This is a genomic window from Noviherbaspirillum sp., assembly GCF_036563305.1.
Taxonomy (GTDB): Bacteria; Pseudomonadota; Gammaproteobacteria; order Burkholderiales; family Burkholderiaceae_D; genus Noviherbaspirillum.
On sequence record NZ_DATCMQ010000008.1, the window covers coordinates 196,524 to 223,250 of the forward strand.

General features: G+C 64.4%; 21 protein-coding genes and 2 tRNA genes. 13 read left to right on the forward strand and 10 right to left on the reverse strand.

Features of this window, described 5'->3' with window-relative positions; all coding sequences use genetic code 11:
- Positions 1-151 precede the first annotated feature (151 nt).
- The 6 genes from VIM12_RS06605 (at position 152) to VIM12_RS06630 (ending at position 7,398) form a co-directional block, all read left to right on the forward strand.
- A complete protein-coding gene (locus VIM12_RS06605; protein WP_331940822.1) occupies positions 152-4,297 on the forward strand; it encodes a chemotaxis protein CheB in 4,146 nt (1,381 codons plus the stop codon).
- Positions 4,298-4,403: 106 nt separating this feature from the next.
- Positions 4,404-4,480 (forward strand) — tRNA-Pro (locus VIM12_RS06610).
- Positions 4,481-4,775: 295 nt separating this feature from the next.
- A complete protein-coding gene (locus VIM12_RS06615; protein WP_331940823.1) occupies positions 4,776-5,228 on the forward strand; it encodes a hypothetical protein in 453 nt (150 codons plus the stop codon).
- Positions 5,221-5,826 carry a hypothetical protein gene (locus VIM12_RS06620; protein ID WP_331940824.1) on the forward strand — a complete coding sequence of 202 codons (606 nt, stop codon included), beginning with the start codon at positions 5,221-5,223 and terminating at the stop codon, positions 5,824-5,826. The genes VIM12_RS06615 and VIM12_RS06620 overlap by 8 nt, the downstream gene beginning before the upstream one ends.
- A 238-nt stretch (positions 5,827-6,064) precedes the next feature.
- Positions 6,065-6,268 (forward strand): hypothetical protein, encoded by a 204-nt coding sequence (locus VIM12_RS06625; RefSeq protein WP_331940825.1) that lies wholly within the window; start codon positions 6,065-6,067, stop codon positions 6,266-6,268.
- The gene (locus tag VIM12_RS06630; protein WP_331940826.1) at positions 6,265-7,398 is read left to right on the forward strand and encodes a hypothetical protein; all 1,134 of its coding nucleotides are present in this window, start codon (positions 6,265-6,267) and stop codon (positions 7,396-7,398) included. Before VIM12_RS06625 ends, VIM12_RS06630 begins: the two co-directional genes overlap by 4 nt.
- 24 nt (positions 7,399-7,422) lie before the next feature.
- Here VIM12_RS06630 and VIM12_RS06635 read toward each other — a convergent pair whose 3' ends face one another.
- The gene (locus tag VIM12_RS06635; protein ID WP_331940827.1) at positions 7,423-8,583 is read right to left on the reverse strand and encodes an acyltransferase; all 1,161 of its coding nucleotides are present in this window, start codon (positions 8,581-8,583) and stop codon (positions 7,423-7,425) included.
- Positions 8,584-9,061: 478 nt separating this feature from the next.
- Here VIM12_RS06635 and VIM12_RS06640 point away from each other — a divergent pair, with 478 nt between their 5' ends.
- Together VIM12_RS06640 and VIM12_RS06645 are read left to right on the forward strand one after the other, a co-directional pair.
- A complete protein-coding gene (locus tag VIM12_RS06640) occupies positions 9,062-10,021 on the forward strand; it encodes a hypothetical protein (RefSeq protein ID WP_331940828.1) in 960 nt (319 codons plus the stop codon).
- Positions 10,022-10,148: 127 nt separating this feature from the next.
- A tRNA-Arg gene (locus tag VIM12_RS06645) sits at positions 10,149-10,225 on the forward strand.
- 10 nt (positions 10,226-10,235) lie between these two features.
- Here VIM12_RS06645 and VIM12_RS06650 read toward each other — a convergent pair.
- Genes VIM12_RS06650 through wrbA form a run of 4 tightly spaced genes read right to left on the reverse strand, consistent with a single transcriptional unit; the run spans position 10,236 to position 13,108 of the window.
- Positions 10,236-10,697, reverse strand: coding sequence for a hypothetical protein (locus tag VIM12_RS06650; RefSeq protein ID WP_331940829.1), 462 nt, complete (start codon positions 10,695-10,697; stop codon positions 10,236-10,238).
- Positions 10,694-12,097, reverse strand: coding sequence for an FAD-binding oxidoreductase (locus tag VIM12_RS06655; RefSeq protein WP_331940830.1), 1,404 nt, complete (start codon positions 12,095-12,097; stop codon positions 10,694-10,696). The genes VIM12_RS06650 and VIM12_RS06655 overlap by 4 nt, the downstream gene beginning before the upstream one ends.
- Before the next feature lie 10 nt (positions 12,098-12,107).
- Positions 12,108-12,500, reverse strand: a complete 393-nt coding sequence (locus VIM12_RS06660) for a DUF2069 domain-containing protein (RefSeq protein ID WP_331940831.1) — start codon at positions 12,498-12,500, stop codon at positions 12,108-12,110.
- On the reverse strand, positions 12,500-13,108 hold the full coding sequence (wrbA, locus tag VIM12_RS06665) for an NAD(P)H:quinone oxidoreductase (protein WP_331940833.1): 609 nt from the start codon (positions 13,106-13,108) through the stop codon (positions 12,500-12,502). The genes VIM12_RS06660 and wrbA overlap by 1 nt, the downstream gene beginning before the upstream one ends.
- A 71-nt stretch (positions 13,109-13,179) precedes the next feature.
- Here wrbA and VIM12_RS06670 point away from each other — a divergent pair, with 71 nt between their 5' ends.
- A complete protein-coding gene (locus VIM12_RS06670) occupies positions 13,180-14,502 on the forward strand; it encodes a YihY family inner membrane protein (protein ID WP_414691762.1) in 1,323 nt (440 codons plus the stop codon).
- Here the strand turns inward: VIM12_RS06670 and VIM12_RS06675 are convergent.
- The 3 genes from VIM12_RS06675 to VIM12_RS06685 are packed head-to-tail and all read right to left on the reverse strand — an operon-like array spanning position 14,480 to position 16,971.
- Positions 14,480-14,797, reverse strand: a complete 318-nt coding sequence (locus VIM12_RS06675) for a DUF962 domain-containing protein (RefSeq protein WP_331940836.1) — start codon at positions 14,795-14,797, stop codon at positions 14,480-14,482. The genes VIM12_RS06670 and VIM12_RS06675 overlap by 23 nt on opposite strands.
- A gap of 31 nt (positions 14,798-14,828) precedes the next feature.
- Positions 14,829-15,659, reverse strand: coding sequence for an alpha/beta hydrolase (locus tag VIM12_RS06680; RefSeq protein WP_331940837.1), 831 nt, complete (start codon positions 15,657-15,659; stop codon positions 14,829-14,831).
- 1 nt (position 15,660) lies between these two features.
- A complete protein-coding gene (locus VIM12_RS06685) occupies positions 15,661-16,971 on the reverse strand; it encodes an O-acetylhomoserine aminocarboxypropyltransferase (RefSeq protein WP_331940838.1) in 1,311 nt (436 codons plus the stop codon).
- A gap of 169 nt (positions 16,972-17,140) precedes the next feature.
- Between VIM12_RS06685 and VIM12_RS06690 the strand changes: the two genes are divergently transcribed.
- Entirely contained in the window at positions 17,141-17,587 is a 447-nt protein-coding gene (locus VIM12_RS06690) for a CBS domain-containing protein (RefSeq protein WP_331940839.1), read from the forward strand.
- Between the two features lie 62 nt (positions 17,588-17,649).
- On the opposite strand, the gene VIM12_RS06695 is transcribed toward VIM12_RS06690, so the two are convergent.
- Both VIM12_RS06695 and VIM12_RS06700 read right to left on the reverse strand, forming a co-directional pair.
- Positions 17,650-20,916, reverse strand: a complete 3,267-nt coding sequence (locus VIM12_RS06695; RefSeq protein WP_331940840.1) for a PAS domain S-box protein — start codon at positions 20,914-20,916, stop codon at positions 17,650-17,652.
- Between the two features lie 42 nt (positions 20,917-20,958).
- Positions 20,959-23,196 (reverse strand): putative bifunctional diguanylate cyclase/phosphodiesterase, encoded by a 2,238-nt coding sequence (locus VIM12_RS06700; protein WP_331940841.1) that lies wholly within the window; start codon positions 23,194-23,196, stop codon positions 20,959-20,961.
- Positions 23,197-23,504: 308 nt separating this feature from the next.
- Here VIM12_RS06700 and aroC point away from each other — a divergent pair, with 308 nt between their 5' ends.
- The 3 genes from aroC (at position 23,505) to VIM12_RS06715 (ending at position 26,682) form a co-directional block, all read left to right on the forward strand.
- Positions 23,505-24,608 carry a chorismate synthase gene (gene aroC, locus VIM12_RS06705; RefSeq protein WP_331940842.1) on the forward strand — a complete coding sequence of 368 codons (1,104 nt, stop codon included), beginning with the start codon at positions 23,505-23,507 and terminating at the stop codon, positions 24,606-24,608.
- Positions 24,609-24,676: 68 nt separating this feature from the next.
- A complete protein-coding gene (locus VIM12_RS06710; protein ID WP_331940843.1) occupies positions 24,677-25,852 on the forward strand; it encodes an MFS transporter in 1,176 nt (391 codons plus the stop codon).
- Complete coding sequence (locus VIM12_RS06715) at positions 25,849-26,682, forward strand: M48 family metallopeptidase (protein WP_331940844.1); 834 nt, start codon at positions 25,849-25,851, stop codon at positions 26,680-26,682. The genes VIM12_RS06710 and VIM12_RS06715 overlap by 4 nt, the downstream gene beginning before the upstream one ends.
- Positions 26,683-26,727: the final 45 nt, after the last annotated feature.

Sequence of the window (26,727 nt, forward strand, 5' to 3'; positions counted from 1 at the left end):
GCGCACATTCGTCGTGCCGCCACTCCGCCCGCCCGGGAGGCGGAAGGATTGCGCCGAGTCGCCGACGCAATAATAAATTGGGTTTGAACGGGATAAGCGGGTAAGCTTGCCGTCTAACAGATAGCAAAATAACCACCCAGCCGGTATCCACATGGACGACAACGTACGAACAGTCCTCGATTTTCCCCCGTCCACCCCCGGATTCATCCCCAGCACGCTGCCGTTCTTTGTCGTCGGCATCGGCGCTTCCGCGGGCGGGATCGAGGCATTGAGCCGGTTTCTCGAAGCGATCCCTTCCGACAACGGCATGGCGTTTGTGATCGTGCTGCATCTCTCGCCAAAACACGAGAGCAGCCTCCATGAGGTCCTGCAGGCCAGGACCAGGATGCCGGTCAGGCAGGTAACGGAGACCATGGCCATCGAGGCCAACCATGTATATGTGATCCCGCCGACCATGGATCTGCTGATGAACGACGGCTCGCTGCAGGTCGTGTCCGCGGCCCGTCCCCGCGGGCGCCACGTTGCGATCGACTTGTTCTTCCGCACGCTCGCCGAGGTGCACCGGGAACGCGCGGTAGGCATCATCCTGTCGGGCGCCGGTTCGGACGGCGCGGTCGGCATCGCGCGCATCAAGGAAAAGGGCGGGATGACGTTCGCTCAGGCACTTGACGATGCGGAATACGAAAGCATGCCGCGCAGTGCGATTGAAACCGGCAGCGTCGACCTGATCCTGCCGGTAGCGGACATGCCGCAACGGCTGATCGAGCTCTTCCGCAATTCGAACTCGCTGCAGCTGCCCGCTGCCGGACGGGCCGAGCGCAGCATTCACAGTGACACGCCCGAGGCGCAGGCCCAGGAAATGGAGTACGCACTGCGCGAGATCATGCAGATCCTGCACCTTCGAACCGGGCATGACTTCAAGCATTACAAGCGCGCAACCGTGCTGCGCCGTATCGAGCGTCGCCTGCAGGTCAATGGTCTCGGCGACGTGATCGCATACCGCAAGTACCTGGAGCGGAACGACGACGAGGCCCACGCACTGCTGCAGGACATGCTGATCAGCGTCACCAACTTCTTCCGCGACCGTTGTGCATTCGAGGCCCTGGAGCGCGACATCATTCCGCGCATCTTCCAGGACACGCCCGAAGCCGACCAGATCCGGGTTTGGTCGATCGGCTGTGCCACCGGCGAAGAAGCCTATTCGCTCGCCATGCTGCTGGCGGACCAGGACGCGCTCGGCGACAGAACGCGGTCCTTGCAGGTGTTCGCGTCGGACATCGACGAGCGCGCGGTCAATATCGCCCGTCGCGCCGTCTATCCCGCTTCCATCATCACCGACGTCAGCCCGACACGACTGCGCCAGTATTTCGACAGGGAGGGTGAGCACTACGCCGTGAAGCGGTCCGTCCGCGAGAAGGTGCTGTTCGCCATCCACAACATCCTGCGCGACCCGCCGTTCTCCCGGCTGCAGCTGATCTCCTGCCGCAACCTGCTGATCTATCTCGACCGGGATATCCAGGCGAAGGTTCTGGAAATCCTGCATTATGCGCTTTATCCGAACGGTTACCTGTTCCTCGGCACGGCCGAGTCAGCCGAAAACGTTTCGCAGTACTTCACGCCGGTGGACAAGAAGAACCGCATTTACCAGGCAGTCAACGTGCGCGGCGGGGCCGTCTTCCACGGCCCGCCGCCGCTGATTGCCAGGGGTGAGTCTTTGCGTCTTCCCAAGTCGGTGGCCAAGCCGGCGGAACAGCTGCATATTTCCCCGCAGGACCTGTTCCGGCAACTGCTCGAAGACCACGCGCCGCCGGGCATCCTGGTCGACCAGCACCACCAGATCATCTACGCCACCCGGGGCGCCGGTCGCTTTCTCCGCCACCCCGGGGGGGAGCCGTCACGGGACATCCTGACGACGCTGCATCCGGACCTGCAGCTCGAGCTGCGCGCCGCATTGTTCCAGGCCACTCAAACCCACACGGACGTCGAGACGCGTTTCGTTCCGGTAGACGAGGGCGGCAAGACAGTGTTCGTGCGCATGCTCATCCATCCGGCGCGCGATCGCCACGCGGCGACGGGCGCCTGCCTGCTCATGTTTCAGGAACTGGAGCAGCCAGCGGAAGCAGCGGTCGCGCTGCAGGTTGAGGAAGGCAATGCGGTTGCCGTCCATCTCGAAAAGGAATTGCTGCAGACCAAGGAGCAACTGCGTTCCGTGATCGAGCGCTATGAGACCGCGCTGGAGGAACTGAAGGGCGCCAACGAGGAACTGCAGGCCAGCAACGAAGAGTTGCGCAGCACGGCCGAAGAACTGGAGACGAGCAAGGAAGAGCTGCAATCGATCAACGAAGAACTCAGCACGGTCAATACCGAACTGAAGTTGAAGGTCGACGAGACGGCGAAGGCCAACGACGACCTGCACAACTTCTTGTCGGCGACTGAAATCTCGACGATCTTCGTCGACCGCGCCATGCGCATCAAGCGGTACTCGAAGCCCTGCACGCGCCTGTTCAACCTGATTCCCTCCGACCTCAACAGGCCCATCCTCGACATCACCAACCGCCTTGCCTACCCGCACCTGGGGCAGGACATCGAACAGGTATTCGACAAGCTGCAGCCCGTCGAACGCGAAGTGCGCGGCACCGAGGACGGCCAGTGGTACATTGCCCGCCTGCTGCCGTACCGGACTTTCGAGGACAGGATCGAGGGCCTGGTGCTGTCGTTCATCGATATCTCCCGTCGCAAGGCGGCTGAGGAACAGCTGCGACGCAGCGAGCAGCGCATGCGGCTGGTCGCGGCCAGCACCCGCGACTACGCGATTGCAACGCTCGACCTGGATGGCATCGTGACCAGCTGGAACGGCGATGCGGAACGACTGTTCGGCTATTCCGAGGCGGAGATGATCGGGCGCAGCGCGCAGGTGCTGTATACGCCCGAAGACCAGGCAAGGGGCGCGTACCAGGACGAACTGCGACGCGCGCGCGAGGATGGCCGGGCCGAGGACGAGCGCTGGCACGTGCGCAAGAACGGCAGCCTCATCTACTGCAGCGGCATTGCATCGCCGCTGATCGACAACGACACCTGCGGCTTCGTCAAGATCGCGCGGGATTTGACGGATTCCAAGTGGATGCGCGACCAGCAGGATGCCAAGCTCGAGTGGGAGCGGAAGGAACGCATCCGGGCAGAGGAAGCCGCGCGCGTGCGCGACGAGTTCTTCGCCGTGTTGTCTCATGAACTCAAGCAGCCGCTCAACCTCATCCAGCTCACGGCGGAAATGCTGGGCCGCATGCCGGAAACCGCCACGCTGCCGGCCATCGTGCGCGGCACGACGACCATCAAGCGCATGGTCGAAAGCCAGGCCCGGATCATCGACGACCTGATGGACCTGTCCCGGCTGCATACCGGCAAGCTGACCCTGACTCATACACAACTCGACCTTACCGAGCGCGTCAGCCATGTTGTCCGGTTGATGGAGGAGGAGGCGCGGCACAAGCAGGTGAAACTATTGCTCGAGGATGGCACGCGCGAGTTGATCATCCAGGGGGACGTGATCCGGATTGAACAAGTCGTCTGGAACCTGCTGAGCAATGCACTTAAGTTCACGCCGGCAGGGGGGACCGTACGGGTCCGCTTGCGCGATGGCGGCGATACCGCCTGCATCGACGTCAGCGACACCGGCAAGGGCATCGCGCCTGAATTCCTGCCGCACATTTTCGACATGTTCCGCCAGGCCAACAGCGGCACCGCCCGCCAGTACGGCGGCATGGGAATCGGCCTGGCGCTCGTCAAGGAACTCGTCCACAGCCATGGCGGCACGGTGAAGGCCGAGTCCCGGGGCGAAGGTCAGGGTGCGCGTTTCATCGTCTCCCTGCCGCTGGCGGTCCCGCAGCAAGCCGAGCTGCCGCATGAAATGCAGCAGAGGAGTTCCCTGGCCGGCAAGTGCGTCCTGCTCGTCGACGACGCCACCGAGACCCTGGACATGCTGAAAACGCTGCTGGAAGAGGACGGGGCGCTGGTAACTGCCGCCTCCGGCCCGGCCGAGGCCTTGAAACTGGTGGATGCGTCGCGCGAATCCTTCCAGCTCATCGTCTCCGACATCGGCATGCCGGACATGGACGGGTACACCTTGCTTGCCGAACTCCGCAAGCGCCCCGCCACCGCCGCCACCCCCGCAATCGCCCTCAGCGGCTTTACCCGCAACAGCGACGTCAACCGTGCACTGGAGGCAGGATTCGAAACGCATGTGCGCAAGCCCGTGTCCTTCGACCAGTTCATCAACACGGCAGCGAGGACCAGCAAGTAGGTGTCAGCCTGGTGCGGCCCGACGGTCCTTGCGCAGGTGCACGAACGCTTGCTCGCAGGATTTCAAATTGACCGCCCTGCAAGACCCCGGTATGATGCACCTCTCTCGGGGCGTAGCGCAGCCTGGTAGCGCACCTGATTTGGGATCAGGTGGTCGGACGTTCGAATCGTCTCGCCCCGACCAGGAATATCAAAGGGTTAGCTGTAATGGCTAACCCTTTTTTATTAGACCAAGTTCAACGACTCCCTCGCCGGCCTGTTCAAGAACGAGATGGGGCAGGTTCAGGTGATGGTGACGCGCGGCCGTGCGCTGGCGCGATCAGCAACCCCGAGATTGATCACATCATCAACGGCTACCCGACCGTCTCGGACGCTACCGCCTTCTCCTACATGCTCGGCGGGCACCCGATGTATAGATCAATTTCCCGAGCCAGGGGAAGTCCTGGCTGTTCGACGCCAGCACCAACATATGGAGCCGCTTGGAATCGGGGCTGTCGGGCGGGCGTCATCGCGCAGAGATCCGGACGAACTACCAGAACAAGCCTCGGGTGACGGACTTTGAGAACGGCAACGTCTATACGATCGCGCCCGACGCCTACACCGACAACGGGACGCCAATCGCCCGTCAGATGGCGAGCCGTGCCCTGCAGATGGGCGGAAAGAAGTTCTCTCTGTCGACGTTGCAAATACTGTTTGAGTCGGACGTTGGCCTGGTAAACGGCCAGGGATCGGACCCGCAGGCCATGCTGCAGGTATCCAAGGATGGCGGCGCGACGTGGGGAAACGAGCTATGGCGACCGATAGGGAAGCTGGGCGAGCGGATGTCGCGGGCCGTCTGGTACCGGTTTGGATCCGCCTACAGCTTCGTGTTCTGCGTCCGAATTACCGACCCGGTGAAGGTCGTCATGCTGAGCGAGGCAACAGATGAATGAAGACGCGCCGACTCGCGACCTTCCCAAGGACTTCTGGCCCGGCCCATGGGTGCGCTGGCTCAAGCTGGTAACGCTCTGCTTGGGAGGGTGGAACCGCTCGCTAACAGAGACCTTCACCTACAACTTCGGATCGATTGCCGGCGGCGCTCAGACGTTATCCATCGCAATCGTTCCCGGAGTGAGCGCAGGGGCAATGGTGGTGATTCGTCCTATCGCAGACGTTGCCGGGGTCATCTTCGAGGCGATCACCACCAGCAAAGACAATATCACCATCTACGCAAAGAACTTCACGAACGCAGCGGTTGACCCCGGCAATACCACCTTTCGCGTCATCGTCGTCCCGGGGCTGCCGGTCAACGTCCTCGCTGCCTTCTCCGACGCCGTCTACAACATGGGGCCGACGATCGCCTGCAATACCGGGGCATCCACCGCGGCATGCAATCAGCTTCCCCGCTGGGGTGAGGCGCGGGTGGGTGGCGTCTGGTCTCCCTGCCGGGCCTCACTAAGCGCAGGGCAGCCATCAACAAGACCGGCAAGGCGCACGCCGAGAAGATCCGAAAGTCCGCCGATACCGTCCAATCAAACCTTGCAAAGGTAGACCAATATGCGCCTGCTTCCTTTCCTCCTCTGCCTGGCTCTTTCCGCGTGTGGCACGACGCAGCCGCTGCAGGTGAGGAAGCTCCAGATTCCGCCGGACCTGATGCTCCCTCCGTCTCCCTTAGAGAAACTGCCCGAACTGTGGCCGTCAACTACGCCGACGCCAACTACGACAAAGCGCGTCTAGCGGCGCTGCAAGAGATCGTGAGGCAGTCCGGCTGCTTTGATACGGGGAAGTGATGCGCAAGAAGAAATCTGTGGAAGTGGACATCGAAACCTGCGCCTCCTGCAGGTTTTTTCTTTTGGACGACCCGAAGAGCGATGCCGGGTACTGCCGGCGCAGCCCGCCCGTGCACATCGGCGACGCAGAAGACGGCGGCTGGACGTTCCCGGTAGCCGTGCCAGCCGAGTGGTGCGGCGAATACAAGAGGATCACGCAATGACCCTAGACCCGAAACTGAAGGAATGGGCGACCGCCCGTCAGGCAGACTACATCGACGCGGTAGCGGAGCACGGCAGCATGCGTACGGCATCCCGGGCGCTTAAGGTGGCCTACAACTCAGTTGCGGACGCAATTGCGCTGGTCAAGCGGAAAGCGGCTGCTGCCGGGTACTCGCCGGAGCATGCGATGACGCGCCCCGTGCCAGATAGATTCGTGGTCAAGGGCGTCTCCACCTACTACGACGAGGACGGCAAGGCGCGGGGGCAGTGGGTAAAGTCCGCTGTGGACCGCGACCGGATGCAGGAAATCATGCGTCAGGCGGTTGCCGCCATGTGCGAGGACATCGCCCCGCAGGCGCCAATTCCCGCCCCGATGATCACCTCGGACAAGCTGGCGAACGTGTACACACTGACGGACAGCCACGTCGGCACCCTTGCGTGGCACCGGGAGAACCTGCAGGCCGATTGGGATTTGAAGATTGCAGAACGCACCCTTACCGGCTGCTTCGAGTACATGATCAACGCCTCGCCGGCCGCCAAGGTCGGGATCGTTGCGCAGCTCGGCGACTTCCTTCACTCGGACGGGCTTGCCGCGGTAACGCCTACCTCCGGCCATCTGCTCGACCAAGACGGGCGATTCCAGAAGGTGGTCCAGGCTGCAATACGCATCTTGCGGAGGGTTGTGAACTTAGCGTTGGGAAAGTACGAAAAGGTGGTAGTGCTGATGGCCGAGGGGAATCATGACCTTGCCTCCAGCGTCTGGCTTCGCGCCATGTTCCAGACTCTGTACGAGAACGAGCCGCGGGTGGAGGTTATCGACTCGGAACTTCCGTACTACGTCTACCAGCACGGGAAAACGATGCTCGCGTGGCATCACGGGCACCTGAAGAAGAGCGACGGGCTTCCGATCCTGTTTACGTCACAGTTTCCCAAGATTTGGGGCAACACCGAAAAGCGGTACGCCATGCGGCCACCGGCACCACGTCGAGGAGAAGGAGCATTCCGGGATAACGGTCATTCAGCATTCGACCTTAGCCGCCCGCGATGCCTACGCTTCCCGCGGCGGCTGGATGTCAGAGCGGCAGTGCACGGCCATTACCTACCATTCCGACTTCGGCCAAGTGGCACGTAACACGGTGACGCCGGAGATGATCGGCTAAGCGTGCGCAGCCACCTCTGGGAGCCGCGAGCTTGAACGCTGTGCGGCTCGCTTCCCGCTAACCAGCCGCTTCCCGAGTTGATTCAGCGGGCGTTCGTACAGCCGCTCGATAATCAGCGCAATCAGGACGGTGATTGACACGATCGCGACGGCAAAAAGCACGGTGTACGAGTGATAGCCGAGCAACATCCAGTCCCGAAGCGTTACGAAGACTTCCTTATCCTGCCCAAACCCTAGGCGCATTTCGTTCATCACGGACACGTAGATCAGAGGGTGGATCAGGTACAGGCCATAGCTCATATTCCCAAGCGCTACCGCGAGCGAGGAGAGTGCTTTGGTGGGGAACTTCATGTAGGCGGATACCACTACCAGAGCAATGCTCACCAGCGGAAGAACCAATCTCCGTTTGCCGATCAGGCCCGAACCATCTGCCGTCCCGTCAGTAAGTAGCATGAAAGCGCATAGGCCGATGAATGCGGCCCACAGCCCCACCTGAGCGAGTGGATGATCGATCGGTGCTCGCGCCTCGGTCGTAAGCAGGCGTCCGATAAGGCAGCCAGCAACAAAGTAGAGCGGGAATGACAGGAACTGCGTATATCCCGGCCAGTCCAGGAAGCCGCCAGCGGGGGAGACTTGCAAGGAAATGTAGCTATATTGCAAGACCGCAACAATCGCGGTGAACGTAAGGGCGGTGGAGAGCCGGCCAGACACAAAGGCAAGAATCGTCGGGAACATCAAATAGAAGACGAATTCGATGCCGAGCGACCAGCCTCCTGTTGGGATCGAGGTCGTGCCAGGATCGCCAAGCCCGAAGGCGAAGGTACTGTTTATCAGGGCCTTCTTTGCAAAGGCAAAGTCGTACTGTGTGAAGTCGAAATAGGTAATGAATGGCGTGGCGAGGACGACAATCGCAAATAGCGGCACCAGGCGGAATAGCCGTAGGTACATGAACTTCTTAATGTCGTGCCCGGCCTTGAAGCGGTCTGCGTAAGCGATGTAGATGCTGGCGCCACTGAGGATGAAGAAGATATAGACGCAGTACAGGCCAATGTTATTGGCGTGGTAGAGCTTGAGCCACCCAAGGACATGGTAAAACGCAATGCCGAGAGCGCAAAGCCCGCGCAAGAAGTCGAACCCGAGAATGCGGCGATTGTCCATCACGGAAGTGCTGCAAAGAAAGAGGCTTGATTCTAGCAGCGTTGCCGCACCCGCCTGCGTTGTTTTTGCTCAAATGCACTTTCTTCTTACAGATCAATGCCTTGTCCAGAAATTGCCGACTTATCCACATAGTTGGTAACAGAATTGGTGGGCAAGTTGCAATCAGGAATAATCCGCATTTATTGCGACTGCGTAAGGAACGCGTTCGAGGAAGGTGAGGTGCTGCCCCGCTTACTTTTGGCGAGGCTGCTCAGACGCTTCGCGAAGTCTTGTCGACCAATGAGGTAGCAAGACCGCGGTGTCTCGATATCTCCTTCACCTCCCCGGCGCACTCTATGCCGGCGACTGACGACCGGTTCTGCATAATCCGTAAGTATTTGTCGCTGCGCGCACTCCGTGCTTGCTATGATTTGTTCCCTCAAGCATTCATAACAGACGCCGGCGGGCGTAGCCGGTGTCGACCAACAGGGAGACAAGCATGATGGCAGGGCAGGGCAGGATGTGGGCGGTGGTTGTCGTCGCGGCAGCGACGCTATTGAGCGGTTGCGCAAGCTTTGAATACACCAAGGCGGCGCCAGCGCAACAGGCGGCGGTGACGGTCAAGGCGTCGGGCGAGGAGTTGTCGGGCTGGACCGATCTCCCGATCGGAACATACCGGGTGCCCGAGAGCGACATCATCATCTCCGGCCACCAGAAGGGCCACATGGCTGGCCTGCTGTTCGGCGTCGTCGGCGTAGCCGTTGCCCATGCCGCAAATGCTGGCGCAGGTGCCGACACCGTCAAGGATGCCGAGAGTATCCTCAAGATCAAGCTGCACGATGCATTCGACGCCTCGGTCGCCAGGGTGCTCGCGGCCGGGGGCTACGGCGGCCGCTATACGCAGGAGCGTGCTCAGGGCAGTGTGCGGCTAGTTGTGACGCCGGCGGCCGTCCTGTCCTTCGTCTCCGACACGCAGGTGCGGCCGTTCGTGGTGCTGAAAGCCGTCATGCTTGGCGCCGACAGCAAGCCGCTCTGGACCACGCGCTATATCGCATCCTCGGCGCAGCTGCGGCCGATGCTGGGCGACGGCGGCTGGCTGGACCAGGACGGCGGCGCCTTGAAAAGCACCCTGCAGGACAATCTGGACAAGGCAGTGCGCACCATGCTTGCCGATGTGGCCAAGCCCTATCCACGCGACGACAACGAGCTGACCATGGTGCAGGCGAATTTTCCGCATGTGCGGCAGCGCTTCCAGACGGTCGGCTATCGCCTGAGCGAGGATGACAATCAGCTCACGTTCGTCCCGAAGCTGGGTGATGTGCTGGTATTCGCAGGCGTCAACATCTTCGACAAGGCGGCGATACACTACCGCGCAGCGACGAAGGACGACGCGGTGTTCAAGATGCTGCCGGAGACGCCGGCCAGTGACGCTGGTCGCGGGTCCGACGGCGGACATTGAAAGCACGCGGCAATCAATGTAACATCCGTAGGCTCCGGCAAAGGCTCGCGCCGTGTCGGACCGCAGGGGAGACGGCGCTGCGATTGCAACGCGTCGCTCCCCATGCGTCATCCAAGGCTTTCCCCCACTGCCCATAGCTCAGCTGGATAGAGCAACGGCCTTCTAAGCCGTAGGTCACAGGTTCGACTCCTGTTGGGCAGGCCACCCTCTTTACCTAGCCCCCGGTACCAATCTTCAGCCCCGCCCGATGGCGGCAGGTTTCCTCGTAGGTCTCGTTTGCCCGCACCGCCTTGAGCCTTGCCCGGGCAGCGCGCTTGCCGGCGGCTGCGGCGGCGTCCTGTTCCGCCCAGCGCAGTTCGCGGGCAAGGCGTGTGCAGCGTCGTTCGACGACGGCGGCCGAGCGGGCCGCACGCTGCTGTTCCTTGTCGATGCGGGCTTCGCGGTGGCGGCGGCTGCGCTGCATCTCGCGCACTTCCTTTTTTTCCTGCTCGAGGCGTTTGGCTGCGTCGCGTGGAGGCGCAGGCTGATTCTCCAGCTTCAGCCGGGTGCCCCCGGGGCAGGGGGCATCGCCGTAGGCGGTCGTTTCGCCGTCCTGGCACTTGATCACGGCATGGGCCGCTGTACCGCAGGCGACGAGCACGGCCAGCATGAGGCCCCGCAGGAGGGCGGCGCTCAAATTACTTTGCCCGGGTTCATTAGCCCGAGTGGATCCAGGGCCTGTTTCAGGGCGCGCATCAGGCCGAGCTCGACGTCGGACTTGTAGCGGCGGATCTCGTCGCGCTTGAGGGCGCCGAGGCCGTGTTCGGCCGAGATCGAGCCGCTGTACTGGTGGACGCTGTCATGCACGACCCGGTTGATCTCTTCCTGGCGGGCGATGAAGGCGTCCGGCGATCCTCCCTCGGGCGGGGAGACGTTGTAGTGCAGGTTGCCGTCGCCGAGGTGGCCGAAGGTGACCAGCCGCGCGCCGGGGAATGCCTGCCGCACCAGGACGTCGGTGCTGCGGATGAAGTCGCCGATGCGCGAGATCGGCACCGAGACGTCATGCTTGATGTTCTTTCCTTCGTCCGCCTGCGCGAGCGGAATGTGTTCGCGCAGGTTCCAGAGCGCCTTCGACTGGGCAATGGATGACGCCACCACGGCGTCCTGGATCAGCTCGCGCTCAAGGGCGTCGGCGATCAGTGCCTCGAGCATGGCGTTCGCATGCGCTTCCGACTCGCTGTCCGACAGCTCCAGCAGCACGTACTGCGGATATGGCGTCGGAAACGGCAGGCGCATCTGCGGATAGTGCTTCGTGACGAGCTGCAGGCAGAAGTCGGACATCAGTTCAAAGGCGGTCAGCGTCGCGCCGCACTTTTCCTGCGCCGCCGACAGCAGCGCCAGGGCGTCGTCGGGGCTGCCCATGGCCGCCAGTGCGGTGAGCCTGGCCTGCGGCTGCGGGAACAGCTTGAGCACGCATGTCGTGATGATCCCCAGCGTGCCCTCGGCACCGATGTACAGGTTGCGCAGGTCGTAGCCGGTGTTGTCCTTGCGCAGGCCGCGCAGCCCATCCCAGATCTCTCCGTGCGGGGTCACCACTTCCAGGCCCAGGCACAGCTCCCGCGTATTCCCATAGCGCAGGACGGCAGTGCCGCCGGCATTGGTGGCGAGATTGCCGCCGATCGTGCAGCTGCCCTCGGCGGCCAGCGACAGCGGGAACAGGCGCCCGGCGTCGGCAGCGGCGTTCTGCACCTGCTCCAGGATGCAGCCGGCTTCGACCGTCATCGTATTGTTGATGGTATCGACGGCGAGGATACGGTTCATGCGGGCCAGCGACAGCACGATGGCGGTGCCGCTCTCGTCGGGCACGCTGCCCAGCACCAGCCCGGTATTGCCGCCCTGGGGCACGACGGGCACCCTGTGCTCCTGGCAAAGACGCACCACGGCGGCGACTTCGCGCGTGCTGCCCGGGCGGACCACGGCCTGGGCGGCGCCAGTGAAGCGCCGCCGCCAGTCGGTCAGGTAGCCGGCCATGTCGGGGCCGGTAAGGACGTTGGCGGCGCCGACGACGGCGCGGCAGGCGTCAAGGAATGCGCTCATGGGGAAACCCTCATTTGGAAGCTTTTTGTATCGCCTGCTGCGCCAGTTTCTTGGCGGCCTGCTTGTAGGGGCGCAGGAAGAGCAGGATGCAGGCGAAGAAAACGCAGCCGATGCCGGTCTCGACCCACCCCAGCGTCGCCGAGAAGCCGCGGTCGCTGGTGGCGCGCACGAGGCCTTCGGCCAGGTAGAGCAGGATCAGCAGGGACGACCACTGCATGGTGTAGATGTCGCGCTTGAGCACGCCGCGCAGCGGCAGCAGCAGCGGGATGACCTTGAGCACCAGCCACGAACCGCCGGGACGCAGCGGCGCAAGGAAGAGCTCCCAGGCGACGCACAGCAGGATCAGGGCGACCAGGCTGCCGGCCGCGCCGAAGTAGAGGAACGATCGACGGCGGGGCTCCATCACTGTCCCCTCAGCCGCACCGCGGCTTCCGCCAGGCGCTTGCCGAGCGCGACCGAAAGCGCGCGGCTGTCGTCGGACAGCGGACGGTCGCCGTTCGGGCCGGACCAGTGGCTGGCGCCGTAGGGGGTGCCGCCGGTCGAGGTCGTCATCAGGGCGGGCTGGGTATAGGGCAGGCCGAGCAGCAGCATGCCATGATGCAGCAGCGGCACCATCATCGAAAGCAGCGTGGCCTCCTGGCCGCCGTGCAGGCTGCCGGTGGAGGTGAACACGCAGGCGGGTTTGCCTGCCAGCGCACCGGAAAGCCACTGCGCCGAGGTGCCGTCGAGGAAATACTTGAGCGGCGCCGCCATGTTGCCGAAGCGGGTGGGAGAGCCGAGTGCCAGGCCGGCGCATTCTTCCAGGTCGCTTGGCTCGACGTAGGGCGCCCCGTCGGCAGGAATGGCCGGCGCCGTCGCTTCGGCCACGGTCGATACCGGCGGCACCGTGCGGAGGCGCGCTTCGCAGCCGCTGACGCTTTCCACGCCTTGCGCGAGCAGTTCGGCGATCTTGCGGGTGGAGCCCTGCCGGGAGTAATAGAGGATGAGGATGGAGAGGTCGGCCTGTTTCATGCTTGGTATTATAGGGGGCTTTTACGGCCGCCCAGCAGCGGCGCCCATTGCCGTTACAGACCATCTGCCGCATGTTCCCGTTCAATCTCGCGCTCTTTCGTAACTTCCCCGTCGAAGATGTACGCGGGCTATTCCGGTTTGCACGGCAGCGGCTCAACGAAGAGCGCCTGCCGCAGGTGGCCGGCAGCCTGACCTTCACCACCGTTCTTGCCCTGGTGCCGCTCCTGACCATCGCATTCGCGATCTTCACGACTTTTCCGCTGTTCAATACCTTCAGGGCCTCGCTGGAGGCGTACTTCATCAAGAGCCTGATGCCAAAGGCGATCGCCAATACCATCCTCGGCAATCTCAACCAGTTCGCCAGCAAGGCCAGCCGCCTTTCAGCGCTTGGCGCCACGGCCCTGGTCCTGACAGCGCTGGTGATGATGCTGACGATCGACCGCGCCTTCAACCAGATCTGGCGCGTGAAGACCGTGCGCCCGTTCTGGCAACGCCTGATGATCTACTGGGCGATCATGACCCTCGGCCCGCTGCTGATCGGTGCGTCGATCACCTTCACCTCCGACCTGTTCGCCGCGACCACCTGGCTCACCAACCGCTTTCCAGTGGCAGCCGCACTTGCCTATACCGTGCTGTCGGTGTTGCTGACCACGGGCGCGTTCACCCTGTTGTACATGGCCGTGCCACATCGTTCCGTCGACTGGCGGGACGCCGCCTGCGGCGGCCTGCTCGCCGCGGTCGCCTTCGAGGCGGCCAAGCGCATCTTCGTCGTCTTCATCACCAACGTGCCGGCGTACCGGGTGGTCTACGGCGCCGTGGCCGCGCTGCCGCTGTTCCTGCTGTGGATCTATGTTTCGTGGCTGATCGCCCTGATCGGCGCAGTGCTTGCGGCAGCCTTGCCCGTGGTGAAATACGAGCGCTGGTGGCATCAGCCGACGCCGGGCAGCGCGTTCATCGATGCGATGGCGATCCTGCGCGTCCTGTATGAACAGCGGGCGCACGGTCCGACGGCGGCGGTCGACGCGCGCGCACTGCGGTCCTTGACGCGGATGGGTTTCGAGGAGTCGGAAGTCCTGCTCGAGAAAATGCTGGATGCGGGCTGGGTGGGGCGAATACGCCAGGATGGACAGCGGCGGCTGCAATTCGGCAAGCCAGGCGGCCGCGAAGGCGATACCTGGACACTGCTGGCCAACCCGGCGCAGCTCACCCTGGCCGACGTCTACCGGCTTTTCGTCTTCAATACCGCGGGCAATGCCGCCCTGGCCAGGCAGGTGGAAGCGGCCGTCGAACAGGGCCTCGACCAGAGCCTTGCCAGCCATTTCGCCACCGGGCAGGTGCGCGGCCGGGCGGCCGCGTTACACGCGGAAGGGGTCAGAACGACGCCTGGCCGGTAAGCATCTGCCAGTACATCACCCAGTCCCCCATAAAGGAATAGAGCGGGTGCTTGAAGGTCGCCGGCTGGTTCTTCTCGAAGGCGAAGTGACCGATCCAGGCAAAGCCGTATCCGCTGAGCAGCGCCGCGAGCAGCCACCAGAAATTGCCGGTCAGCAGCAGCGCACCGAGGCAGAACAGCGCCAGGGTGGACCCGACGAAGTGCAGTTCCCTGCAGGTGCGATTGGCATGCTCGGCGAGATAGACCGGGTAGAACTCGGCGAACGACGCGTACTCCTTCTTCATTGCTTCTGCCATGGCGCTCTCCTGATGTTGCCGGTACTTCAGATTACTCGCCGCGGATCGCGGATGCAACCCGGGCGCAAAAACCGTACAGCCGGTCCAGGACTGCGTCCGGCTGTTCCGCCATCATCTGGTGGCCGCAATCCTCGATGAAGCTCACCTCCGCGTGCGGAATCGCGCCGGTCAGCCGCGACGCGGCCTTGGGTGGCGTCATCTGATCCCGCCGGCCCAGCAGGAAAAGGGTAGGGCAGCTGACCGAGGCAGCCGCCGTATCCCCGCCGGCATAGGCATTGCACGCACTGAAGTCGGTATGGAATACCGGCGCCGTATTGCGCGCTGCAACATGCTGCATCAGTCGCCGGCTGCCACCCATGACCGAAAAACCCGGGCCCGGGCTGGACGGCTTGTGCGACATCGTGCTGTGCGACCAGATGTTGACCATGTCGATTGCCGACTGCTCGCGGTGAAGCGACGCCTCCAGCAGCGCCGGCGAGACCTTCATCGGCCAGGCGGTACCGAGCAGGGCCAGCGCCGCTACCCTCTGCGGCGCCCGGCAGGCGGTCTCGAGCGCAATCAGCGAGCCCATGCTGTGCCCCGCGACAATGCCCCGGCCGATCCCCGCTGCGTCGAGGGTCGCGAGCAGCCAGTCCGCCATTTCTTCCACCGTGGCCAGCGGCGCGCCCTTGCTGCGGCCGTGACCGGGCAGATCGACCGCCAGTACGCCAAAGCCGTGGTGCGCGAAGTAGCGGGTCTGCAGGATCCAGACCGAATGGTCGTTCTGCGCGCCATGCAAGAACACGATGGTCGGCAGGCCCGCATCGAAAGGCTTGCCGCCCGTGTAGCAATAGACATCCTCGCCATGTACCTTGAGCAGCATGTCAGGCTCCTTTCCCGGCGGCCTTCAGGCCGCGTTCCAGGTCTTCGATCAGGTCGTCCGGATCCTCCAGGCCCACCGAAAGGCGCATGGTTCCCTCCGCAATGCCGGCGGCGGCCAGTTGCTCCGGCGGCACCCGGAAATGGGTCGTCGACGCGGGATGAATGACCAGCGACTTGGCGTCGCCCACATTGGCGAGATGGGAAAAGATCTTCAGTGACTCGACGAAGCGTCGGCCGGCAGCGCGATCGCCCTTGATGCTGAACGAGAAAACGGCGCCGCAGCCACGCGGCAGCAGCCTGGCCGCAAGCGCATGGTCCGGGTGCGACGGCAGCTCCGGATAGGCGATCGATTCCACCGCCGGATGCGCAGCGAGGAACTCGACGACCTTGCGGGTATTGGCGACGTGCCGTTCCATGCGCAGGCCCAGGGTCTCGATGCCCTGCAGAATGGCGAACGCATTGTGGGGGCTCATCACCGCGCCGAAATCGCGCAGGCCCTCGCGCCGGGCGCGCAGCGAGAACGGGGCAACGGTCGATTCCTCCGCGAACACCATGCCGTGAAAACCGTCGTACGGCTCGCACAGTTCGCCGAAGTGTCCGGTCGCTTCATAGGCGCGTTGCCAGTCGAACGTTCCCCCGTCCACCAGCAGGCCGCCGATCGCGGTGCCATGCCCGCACAGGAACTTGGTGGCGGAATGGAAGACGAGGTCGGCGCCATGGTCGAAGGGCCGCAGCAGGTAGGGCGTGGTAAAGGTCGCGTCGACCATCAGCGGCAGGTGCCGTTCATGGGCGATGGCGGCAACCTCGGGGATATTGAGCACGTCGAGACCGGGATTGCCGAGCGTCTCGCCGAACAGCAGCCGCGTGTTCGGCCGGATCGCATTGCGCCATGCATCCAGGTCGCGCGGGTCGACGAAGGTGGTCTCGACGCCAAAACGTTTCATCGTGTAGGCGAGCAGGTTGTGCGAGCCGCCGTAGAGCGCACGCGAAGCCACCACATGCGAGCCCGCGCCCGCAATCGTGGACAAACCGAGGTGCATCGCCGCCTGGCCGCTGGCGGTGGCGATGCCCGCGACGCCGCCTTCCAGCGCCGCGATGCGTTCTTCCAGCACCGCGTTGGTCGGGTTGGAGATGCGGCTATACACATGGCCGGCGCGCTCCATGTTGAACAGCGACGCCGCATGGTCGGAATCCTTGAACACGAATGAGGTGGTCAGGTAGATGGGCGTCGCGCGGGCGCCGGTGGCCGGGTCCGGCGCAGCGCCGGCATGCAGCGCAAGCGTGTCGAACCCGGGATAGTGGGGGTCGCTCATTGATGTCTCCTCCGGAGCTTGTTCTTTGTCAGTGGGTCGGCAGTGCCGTCATCCTAGCATCGAATATACGATCGGTTGCCCCCGCGACGACGGCGGCGCGCTGGATTTTTCAACCCGCTTACGCTACATTTCAAAAGCTGAAACGACAATTCTTCCCCGGGAAATACCTATGAAAGTCTCCGAAATCCTGCAGGTAAAGGGCGACATCCTTTATACCGTGACGCCTGATACGCCGATGGCGGTCGCTGCCGATACGATGGCGGAAAAGGACATCGGGTCGCTGGTCGTGATGGAGTTCGGGGAACTGGTCGGCATGCTGACCTTCCGCGAAGTGATCAAGACCCTGTACGCGAACAAGGGCAGCATCGGGACCGACACCGTGCGCAAGCACATGGATGACCACCCGATCACGATCACGCCGGAGACCGAAATCAATGAGGTGCGCCGGCTGATGCTCGAACGTCACGCGCGCTACGTCCCGGTAGTCAATGCCAAGACCCTGTACGGCGTGATTTCGTTCTACGACGTGGCCAAGGCGGTGGTGGAGGCGCAGAGCTTCGAGAACCGGATGCTGAAGGCCTACATCCGCGACTGGCCGGTGGAAAAGGACGAGTAGCAAGGGCGGTCATCGGGAACGTCAGGCCGGTCATCCTCATGACCGGCCTTTTTTCTTTGCGTTCAGGCCGGCGTCCGCTGCGCCTCGTCCTCCGATTGGCGCAACGGTGCGAGCAACGGCAGCGAAAGAACGAAGGCGGCGCCCCGTCCGATCTCGCTCTGCACCCGGATACGGCCGCCGAGCACGCCGGTGACGATGTTGTGGGTGATATGCAGGCCCAGACCGGACCCGCCCGCGCCGAGCTTCGTGGTGAAGAATGGATCGAAGATGCGGTTCAGGTCGGACGCCGGAATGCCCGCGCCGTCGTCGCGCACCGTGAGTTCCACCCAGCCGTGCTCGGCTGTCGCGGCGATCGTGACGATGCCGGCCGTGCGCCCCTCGAAGGCGTGCAGCAGGGCATTGTTGACGAGGTTGGTGATGACCTGGCCGAGCGGACCCGGATAGCTGTCCATCCGCAGGTCGGACGGAATCTCCTGGCGCACGACGATCGAGGTCTTCTTCAGCGTGGGCCACAGCGTGAGAATGATCTCCGACACCACCTCGGCGACCGAGAATTTGCGGCGCTGCGACGTGGTCTGGTCGACGGCGACCTGCTTGAAGCCGGTCACGAGGTCGGCTGCGCGTTGCAGGTTGCGCATCAGGATCTCGCCCGCGGTCCCCGCATTGTCGATGAAGCCTTCGAGCGAAGAGCGCTTGAGCGTATCGCCCCGGTAGTCGCGCGCCAGCGTGCGCGTCTGGTCGGCAAGGGTGCTGGCGACCATCAGGCTGTTGCCAATCGGCGTGTTGAGTTCATGCGCGATACCGGCCACCAGCGAGCCGAGCGCCGCCAGCTTCTCGTTGCGCACCAGCTCTTCCTGTGCCACGTGCAGGGTCTCGAGCGTGGTGGCGAGCTCGCGGTTGGCCTGCTGCAGTTCCTCCGTCCGGGCGACGACCCGTTGCTCCAGGTGGGCATTCAGTTCGAGGATCTCGTTCTCGATGCGGCGCTTGTCGGTGACGTCCGCGCACGCGAGGATGCCGAAGCGTTCGCCCGCCAGCGTGAAGGTATGGCCGGCAAACTGCACCAGGACCTCGCTGCCGTCGCCCCGGCGCATCCAGACCTCACGATGCTTCTCGGTGACGCCGCCGTGCTCAAGCTCGTGAATCAGCTGCTGGCGATCGGCAAGATCGCGATAGAGCTTGAGCTCGACGGTGGACTTGCCGATCACGCCGGCCCGGCCGTGCTGGAACAGCCGCTCGAACGCGTGATTCACGTCCCTGATCAGGTAGTCGCCGTTCAGCTGGCAGACGAACATCGCCACCGGCGACGACTGGAAGATCGCCGAGAAACGCTGTTCGCTGTTGCGCAGTTCTTCCTCGGCCCGCTTGCGCTCCAGTTCGGCGGACGCGCGTTCGCTGAACACCTGAAGCAAGGAGCGGACTAGGTCCGGGTTGCCTAGCGGCGCCGTATGCATGACCACCAGCACGCCGATCGCATTGCCGGCCGCGTCGCGCAGCGGAGCGCCGGCGTAGCTCGCCCACTCGGGCCCGGCGAGCGGCGCGTCGGCCGGGAAAAGGTGCCGGGCGCCGGCCGGAAAGACGGATAGCTCCCCATCCAGCGTCTGCTGGCAGGGGGTGCCGTGGGTCGCGTAGGTGAAATTCTGCACCGTCGCGCCGCGCAAGTGCGTGGCGATGGTGACGATCGACGCCTGGGACGACGGTGCGCGCAGGCCGATGAAGGCGCAGTCGGTGCGCAGGGCGGCGGCGAGGTCGGCCACCAGCAGCTCGAAAAAGGCTTCGCCGGCAATGTCGCGCGTGCCCTGGGCCAGGCGCAGCAGGGCGCGGTCGGCTTCCGCCTTCTGCTCCTCCAGCAGGCGCTGGTCGGTGATGTCGCGGATCACGGCCAGGACATAGGTCTCGCCGCCCACCTGGAACATGCTGGCATTGGTCATGCATTGCCGCAGGCGGCCGTCCTTGGTGCGCATTTTCCATTCATGGTTGCGCACCATGCGGTGCGAAGCCAGCTGTTGCAGCATCGTGCGGCGCCCCGGGATCTCGACCCACAGCTGCAGGTCGAGCGCGGTCCTGCCGACAATCTCGTCGCGGCCGTATCCTGTGAGTCGTTCAAACGTCTGGTTGACGTCGATGAGCACGCCGTCCGCCATGCGCGACAGCGAGACCGAGTCGGGGTTGGACTGGAACGCAGTCGCGAACTTTGCCTCGGAGAGCGACAGCGCCTCTTCTGCCCGGCGCTTCTCGGTAATGTCCTCGGCGATCGACAGCAGCCGATCGGGCCGGCCGGCATCGCCGGTGATCCGGGCATGGCTCCATTGGCAGGCGATAATGCGACGGTCGGCGCGCCGGTTGGCCGCTACGTGGCGGGTGTCGCCGCCCTCCTCGAGCATCCTGCGGAAACGGGAATCGACGGCGTCCTGACGGCCGTCGGCGACGATGAAGCTGGCGTGGCGTCCCATCACGTATTCGCGCGGATAGCCGAAGATCTTTTCCGCGGCGTCATTCCATTCGGCGACCCGAAAGCTGCTGTCCCACTCGATGATCGCGATCGGGCTCTGCTCGACCAGCGCGCGGTAGCGCTCCTCCCGTTCGTGCAGCTCCTGCTCGATGCGCTTGCGCTTGTCGATGTCGCGTTCCAGCTCCTGGTTCTTGTGGTCGAGTTCGGCGAACAGCCGGCGCAGGCTGACCCGGGTGTCCTCCAGCCTGCGTCCGAGCATGCCGATCTCGTCCAGTCGCTGCCAGGTGAAGGGGACTTCGAGCTCGCGGCTCGCGAGGCGCTCCGCGCCACTGCCCAGCTTCTGCAACGGGCGCACCAGCCGGCGCTCGAGCAGGATCAGGATCAGCGCAATCGACAGCGCGGCCTGGGCGAGCACACCGCTCATCGACCCGAGCAGGTCGCGGGTCACGGCCTCCCGCAGGCGGGCGCTGCTGACCCTGACCTTGACCGAGCCGATCGTGGTGCCGCGATATACGACCGGCTGTTCGGTGACGGCGACGAAGCCGCCCTCCGGCTTCGGACGCTGCGCGGCGACGAACAAGCCGAGCGCGTTGTCCCGCACTTCGATCTGGACGATGTCCTCGTTGCGCAGCATCATGGCTTCCACGAGGGCGTTGCCGCTTTCCTGGTTGATGTTCCAGAGCGGCTCCTGCATGCCATTGGACAGGATGTCGGCGTTCTGCTGCAGCATCTCCTGGGTCTGGCGCCGGATGCCGTCGGTGTACTGGCGCAGCCAGGAGTAGCCGCTGAACAGCAGCACCGGCACGAGCAGGCCGAGGACGACCGTGAGGACAATCGCCTGTCGGAGGGTCAGACTGCGTCCATTGAGCATTGAAGCCATCCTGTTCCTGAATGCGGAGCGGGCGGAAGACCGCCTAGTTGCTCAGCGGGCGCCGCGGTCCCTGAGCCAGCCCATCAACTGCTCGATCGCCATCGGCCGCGCAAACAGATAGCCTTGCGCAAGAGGGCAGCCGAGACTGCGCAGGATCTGCGCCTGGCGCTCGTCCTCGACGCCTTCCGCCACCACCGACAGGCCGAGGTTGCGGCCCAGCTGCACCACCATCTCCGCGATGCTGCTGCCGCGGGCGGAAGCGGTGATCTCGGTGACGAAGCTGCGGTCGATCTTGAGGCGGTCGGCCCGCAGGCGCTGCAGGTAGCTGAGCGAGGAGAATCCGGTGCCGAAGTCGTCGATTGCGATGCTGACCCCGGTCTGCTTGATCTGCCCCAGCAGATTGATCAGCGCGTCGGGCTCTTCCATCGCGATGGACTCGGTGATCTCAAGCTCGATCCGCTCTGCCGGTGCCCCGGTCTCGGCCAGCACGGTGCGCAGCATGTCGAGAAAATGCGGGTCCCGGAATTGCACCTGCGAGACGTTGACCGACATCGTGAACTCGGTGTGGCCGTCCGCGCGCAGCCGCACCAGTTCGCTGCACGCCTCCCGCAGGACGCGCGCGCCGAGTTCCGAGATCAGTCCGGAGAACTCGGCAATCGGAATGAACCGGTCGGGCGGCACGAAGGTCCCGTCCGGCGTCTTCCAGCGCAGCAGCGCTTCTGCGCCGACCGCGCGGCCCGACGCAAGGTCGATCTGCGGCTGGTAGACGAGGAACAGTTCCGGGGTGCCCACCGCTGCCCGCAGGGCGTGCATCAGGCGCACCCGTTCCCGGATGTCGACGCCCATGCTGCGGGAGAAGTAGAAGTGCCCGGCGCGCTGGTGCAGCTTGGCGCGCTTGAGTGCGATGTCGGCATCCTTCAGCGCGTCGGCGGGGCTGCCTTCGTATTCCGCCAGCCTGAGCAGGCCGGCCGTCGCCGATACCTGCACCTGCTGCCCATCGATGCTGAACGGTTCGTCGAACATGCCGAGCAGGGTTTCCGGATTGACGAGCGCGGCGTCGCCGATCACGCCGAAGGTGTCGCCGCCGACCCGTCCCACCACCAGCTGTTCGCCGAACTGCGCCTGCAGGCGAGCGGCGACGCCGAGCAGCAGCAGGTCGCCGAACTGATGGCCGAGCGCGTCGTTGGTTTCCGAGAAGTGGTCGATGTCGACAAGTGCAAGCGTGTTGTCGCGGCGCTGCGCCGGCGCCAGCACTTCCTCCAGCTGCTCCTTGAGGCGCGTGCGGTTGGGCAGGCGCGTCAGCGGATCGTAGAACGCGGAGTTGTGCAGGCGGGTCACCAGCAGGACATTGTCGAGGCCTACCGCAATGTTGCGGCAGAAGACGTCGAGCAGGCGCTGCTCGATCTCCGGCAGCGGCGCCCGCGTGTCGAGATAGGCTGCAAACCGCCGGCTCGCATCGCCGCCGAAATACAGAACCGCCGCGCGCTCTCGGTAAAGGCTGCGGCGCTCGTCGAGTGCCCGCGCAAGCAGGGCGCTGATGCTGCCGGCGGCATCGCGGGCCAGCCCGAACGTCGCCAGCTCCGCCAGCTCGCCGACGGCGGCCACCACTTCCGGCGGTGCGTCCGCTTCCTGCATGCAGAGCACCCCATTCGCCTCGCAATCGAGCAGGCGCGCGACCTGCGACAGGACGCCGGCGGCGAAGTTGTCGAGCCCGTGCAGCGCCATCAGTTCCGTACTGGCTTGCACGATGCGGTCGAGTCCGCGGCGGCTTGCAGTGATCGCGCGGATCTGTTCGTAGGACCGGATGGCGGCGGTCAGCGTCGTGTAGAGCTTGACGCGCGTGAGTTCGGATTTGGTCTTGTAGTCGTTGATGTCGAGATCGCGGATCGCATCGAGTTCCGGCGCGTAGCCGGGCTGGCCCGTGCGCAGGATGATGCGGGCCTCGGACAGGCCGAGGTCCTCGCGGATGTGCCGCACCAGACGCAGACCGGCGTCGTCCTGCTCCATGACGACGTCAAGCAGGATGACGGCAATGTCGCGCTCGCGCACCAGCAGTTCGCGCGCCTCCTGCGCGGAATAAGCGTGCAGGAAGAACAGCGGCCGGTTCTGCATCTCCACGCCGCGCAGCGCGAAGGTGGTTGCCGCATGCACGTCCGCATCGTCGTCGATGATCAGCACGCGCCAGACGCAGCCGTCGCTGGCCTGCCTGTCTGTGTCGGCAGATCCTGCGCCCGCCGCCTCGTCCAGGAATACGAGATCGTCGTCGGAGGACCCTGCGGGTCCGGTCATTTTGCTCTCCAGCGTCCAGGTCGCATGTGCCCGGATAGGTTGGTTTCTGATTCGGTAACGGTATTCCGGCCTGCGCCGGGCCCGCCGCTAGCAACTTTGCCATGGATGGTGCACGATATTTCGTACTCTTGCAATGCAGCACTGCCTGCGCGTTGCGCGAATGTGCGCGCTGCTGCCGGTGCCGCGGTCGCCGTCACGAGAAACCATGCATCCGCGCGGCTGAGTTGCGAAAAAGATATCTGCTGGCCGCTTCTTGCACCGCAGGCAATACGCTAGAATCTATTCTTTCGCTTCCACTCCGCATCCCTATGTCCGGCAATACTATCGGTACGCTCTTCACGGTCACCACCTTCGGGGAATCGCACGGCGCCGGCATCGGCTGCGTGGTGGACGGATGCCCGCCCGGCATGCCGTTGTCGGAGGCGGACATCCAGCCTGAACTCGACCGGCGCCGGCCGGGCACCTCGCGCCACGTGACCCAGCGCCAGGAGCCGGATACCGTCGAGATCCTGTCCGGCGTGTTCGAGGGCCGTACCACGGGCACCCCGATCGCCCTGCTGATCCGCAATCAGGACCAGCGCAGCAAGGACTACGGCAACCTGCTTGATACCTTCCGTCCCGGCCATGCCGACTACACCTACTGGCACAAGTACGGCATCCGTGACCCGCGCGGCGGCGGACGCTCGTCGGCGCGCCTGACCGCTCCCGTCGTCGGCGCCGCGGCAATCGCCAGGAAATGGCTGCAACAGCAGTACGGGACGGTGTTCAAGGGCTGCATGAGCCAACTCGGCGAGATCGCCATTCCGTTTGCGTCCTGGGACGACGTGCCGGGCAACCCGTTCTTCGCGGCGAATGCGGGGATCGTGCCCCGTCTCGAGGAGTACATGGACCAGCTGCGGCGCGACGGCGACTCCTGCGGCGCGCGCATCGACGTCGTCGCCAGCAACGTGCCGGTCGGTCTTGGCGAGCCGATCTACGACAAGCTCGACGCCGACATCGCCCATGCGATGATGGGCATCAACGCGGTCAAGGGCGTCGAGATCGGCGCAGGCTTCCGATCGGTTGCACAGCGCGGCAGCGAGCATGGCGACGAACTGACGCCGCAGGGCTTTGCCGGCAACAACGCCGGCGGCATCCTCGGCGGGATCTCGACCGGCCAGGACATCACGGTGTCGATCGCGATCAAGCCGACGTCGAGCATCCGTACGCCGCGCCGCTCCATCGACAAGGCCGGCAATCCGGTCGAGGTGGAGACCTTCGGCCGCCACGACCCCTGCGTCGGCATCCGGGCGACCCCGATCGCCGAAGCGATGCTGGCGCTGGTGCTGATGGACCACGCCCTTCGGCACCGGGCGCAATGCGGCGATGTCCGGGTCGACACGCCGCGCATCGCCGCCGACACCAGCCGTTGATCGCCTGACCATTGCGCCCGGCCGCCCGGCCGGCCACGACATTTACCTTGCCTGTCCCGGACCGACTCTTGCAGCCTTTCGCCTGGCCAAAGCAGTGGTACAGCTTTGCGCTGTTCTTCTTCGCCTACTACGGCTACATCGGCATCTTTTCCCCCTATGCCAGCCTGTACTTTGCCGACAAGGGCATGAGCGCCGCCGAGATCGGCGTGCTCATGTCGCTGATGCAGGTCATGCGCATCTTCGGACCCGCCTTATGGGGATGGGCGGCGGACCGCAAGCAGCAACGCGTCGCCGTGCTGCGCCTGACCGCGGTCGCGGCGATGGCTTCCTTCGGCGGCATGTTCTTCGGGCAGAGCTTTATCCAGTTCTTCGTGGTCATGGTGGTCGTCAACCTGTTCACGAGCGCTCAGGCGCCGTTGTCGGAAGCCCTGATGCTGTCCGAGATGCGCGGCGACCTCACGCACTACGGTCGCCTCCGCCTGTGGGGCTCGGTCGGCTTCATCCTCGCGGTGCTGTTGGCGGGGCCGTTCCTCGACCGCTACGGGATACGGATGATGCCGTGGGTGGCGCTCGCCCTTCTGGGGCTGGTGCTGCTGTCGAGCCTGCGGATGCAGGAGCATGTCGCGCTGCATTCCGCGCCGGGCGCGCCTTCCGTGGCGGCCCTGATGCGGCGCAAGGAGGTGATCGCTTTCTTCGTTTCCACCTTCCTGATGATTGCCGCGCACGCGTCCCTGTACGTTTTCTATTCCCTGTATCTGGCGCAAATCGGCTACAGCAACACGGTGATAGGCTTGATGTGGTCGCTCGGCGTGGCGGCAGAGATCCTGTTTTTTTTCTACCAGGCACCAATTTTTCGGCGTTTCGGTGTCGAGAGGCTGATGATGGCCAGCCTGCTGCTTGCGGCGCTGCGCTTCCTGCTGATCGGTTGCGGCGCCGGGTCGCTGGCGCTGCTGGTGCTGGCGCAGGTGCTGAACGCAGCCAGTTTCGGTGCCCACCATTCGGCTTCGATCGTCACGCTGCAGCGCTGGTTCGCCGGCCCGCTGCAGGCGCGCGGCCAGGCATTGTTCACCAGTATTTCCTACGGTCTCGGCGGCACTCTCGGTGGGCTGCTGATGAGCGTGTTCTGGGATAAATACGGCGGGGAAGCAGTCTATCTGGCGGCGGCCGCCTTTGCGCTGGCCGGGGCGGCTGCGGCCGGGTTCTCTTATCGGTGGCACTCACATCAACATGAGGAGAGACAATGAAGGCGATCGTCGAGTCGGTGTTCCTGAAACGGCTGGCCTGCGCAGCGGCCCTGGCCTGCCTTGCAGCATGCGAGACCGTGCAGACCACGCAGAGCGGGGTGGTTGGCGTCGACCGCCAGCAGCGCATGGCGGTGGCGGCCGGCGCGCTGGAGCAGGCGGCGACCGAACAGTACAGTGCCCTCATCGCCAAGGAAAAGCAGAAGGGGACGTTGAACACCAATCCTGCCTATGTCCAGCGGGTCCGGGCGATCGCCAACCGGATCGTGCCGCAGACCGTGCATTTCAGGCCCGACGCCCGCAACTGGCCGTGGGAGGTCAATGTCCTGACCGCACCGGAAGTCAATGCATGGTGCATGCCTGGCGGAAAAATTGCGGTCTATACCGGCCTCATCGAGAAACTGAACGCGACCGACGACGAACTGGCAGCCGTGATGGGCCATGAAATCGCCCATGCGCTGCGGGAGCACGCCCGCGAGCGCGCTTCGGAGCAGATGGTGGCGAGCGGCGCACTCTCGGTCGGCGCCGCCTTGCTCGGGCTGGGCGACATCGGGCAGAAGGGCGCCGAGTTCGCGTACATGGGGCTGGTCGGCCTGCCGAACTCCCGTCGTCACGAAACCGAAGCCGACCGGGTGGGCATCGAGCTCGCCGCCCGCGCCGGCTACAACCCGCAGGCAGCCGTGACGCTCTGGCAGAAGATGGGACAGCTGGGCGGCGGCGAGCCGATCAAGTTCCTGTCCACCCATCCCACCCAGTCGGACCGCCTCAGCGATCTCACCGCCTACTCGCAGCGCGTGATGCCGCTCTATCAACAGGCGCGCGGCAGTCGCTGACGCCCGCGTCGTTAAGTAAGTGACAAGACGCCCGCAGGCATCGCC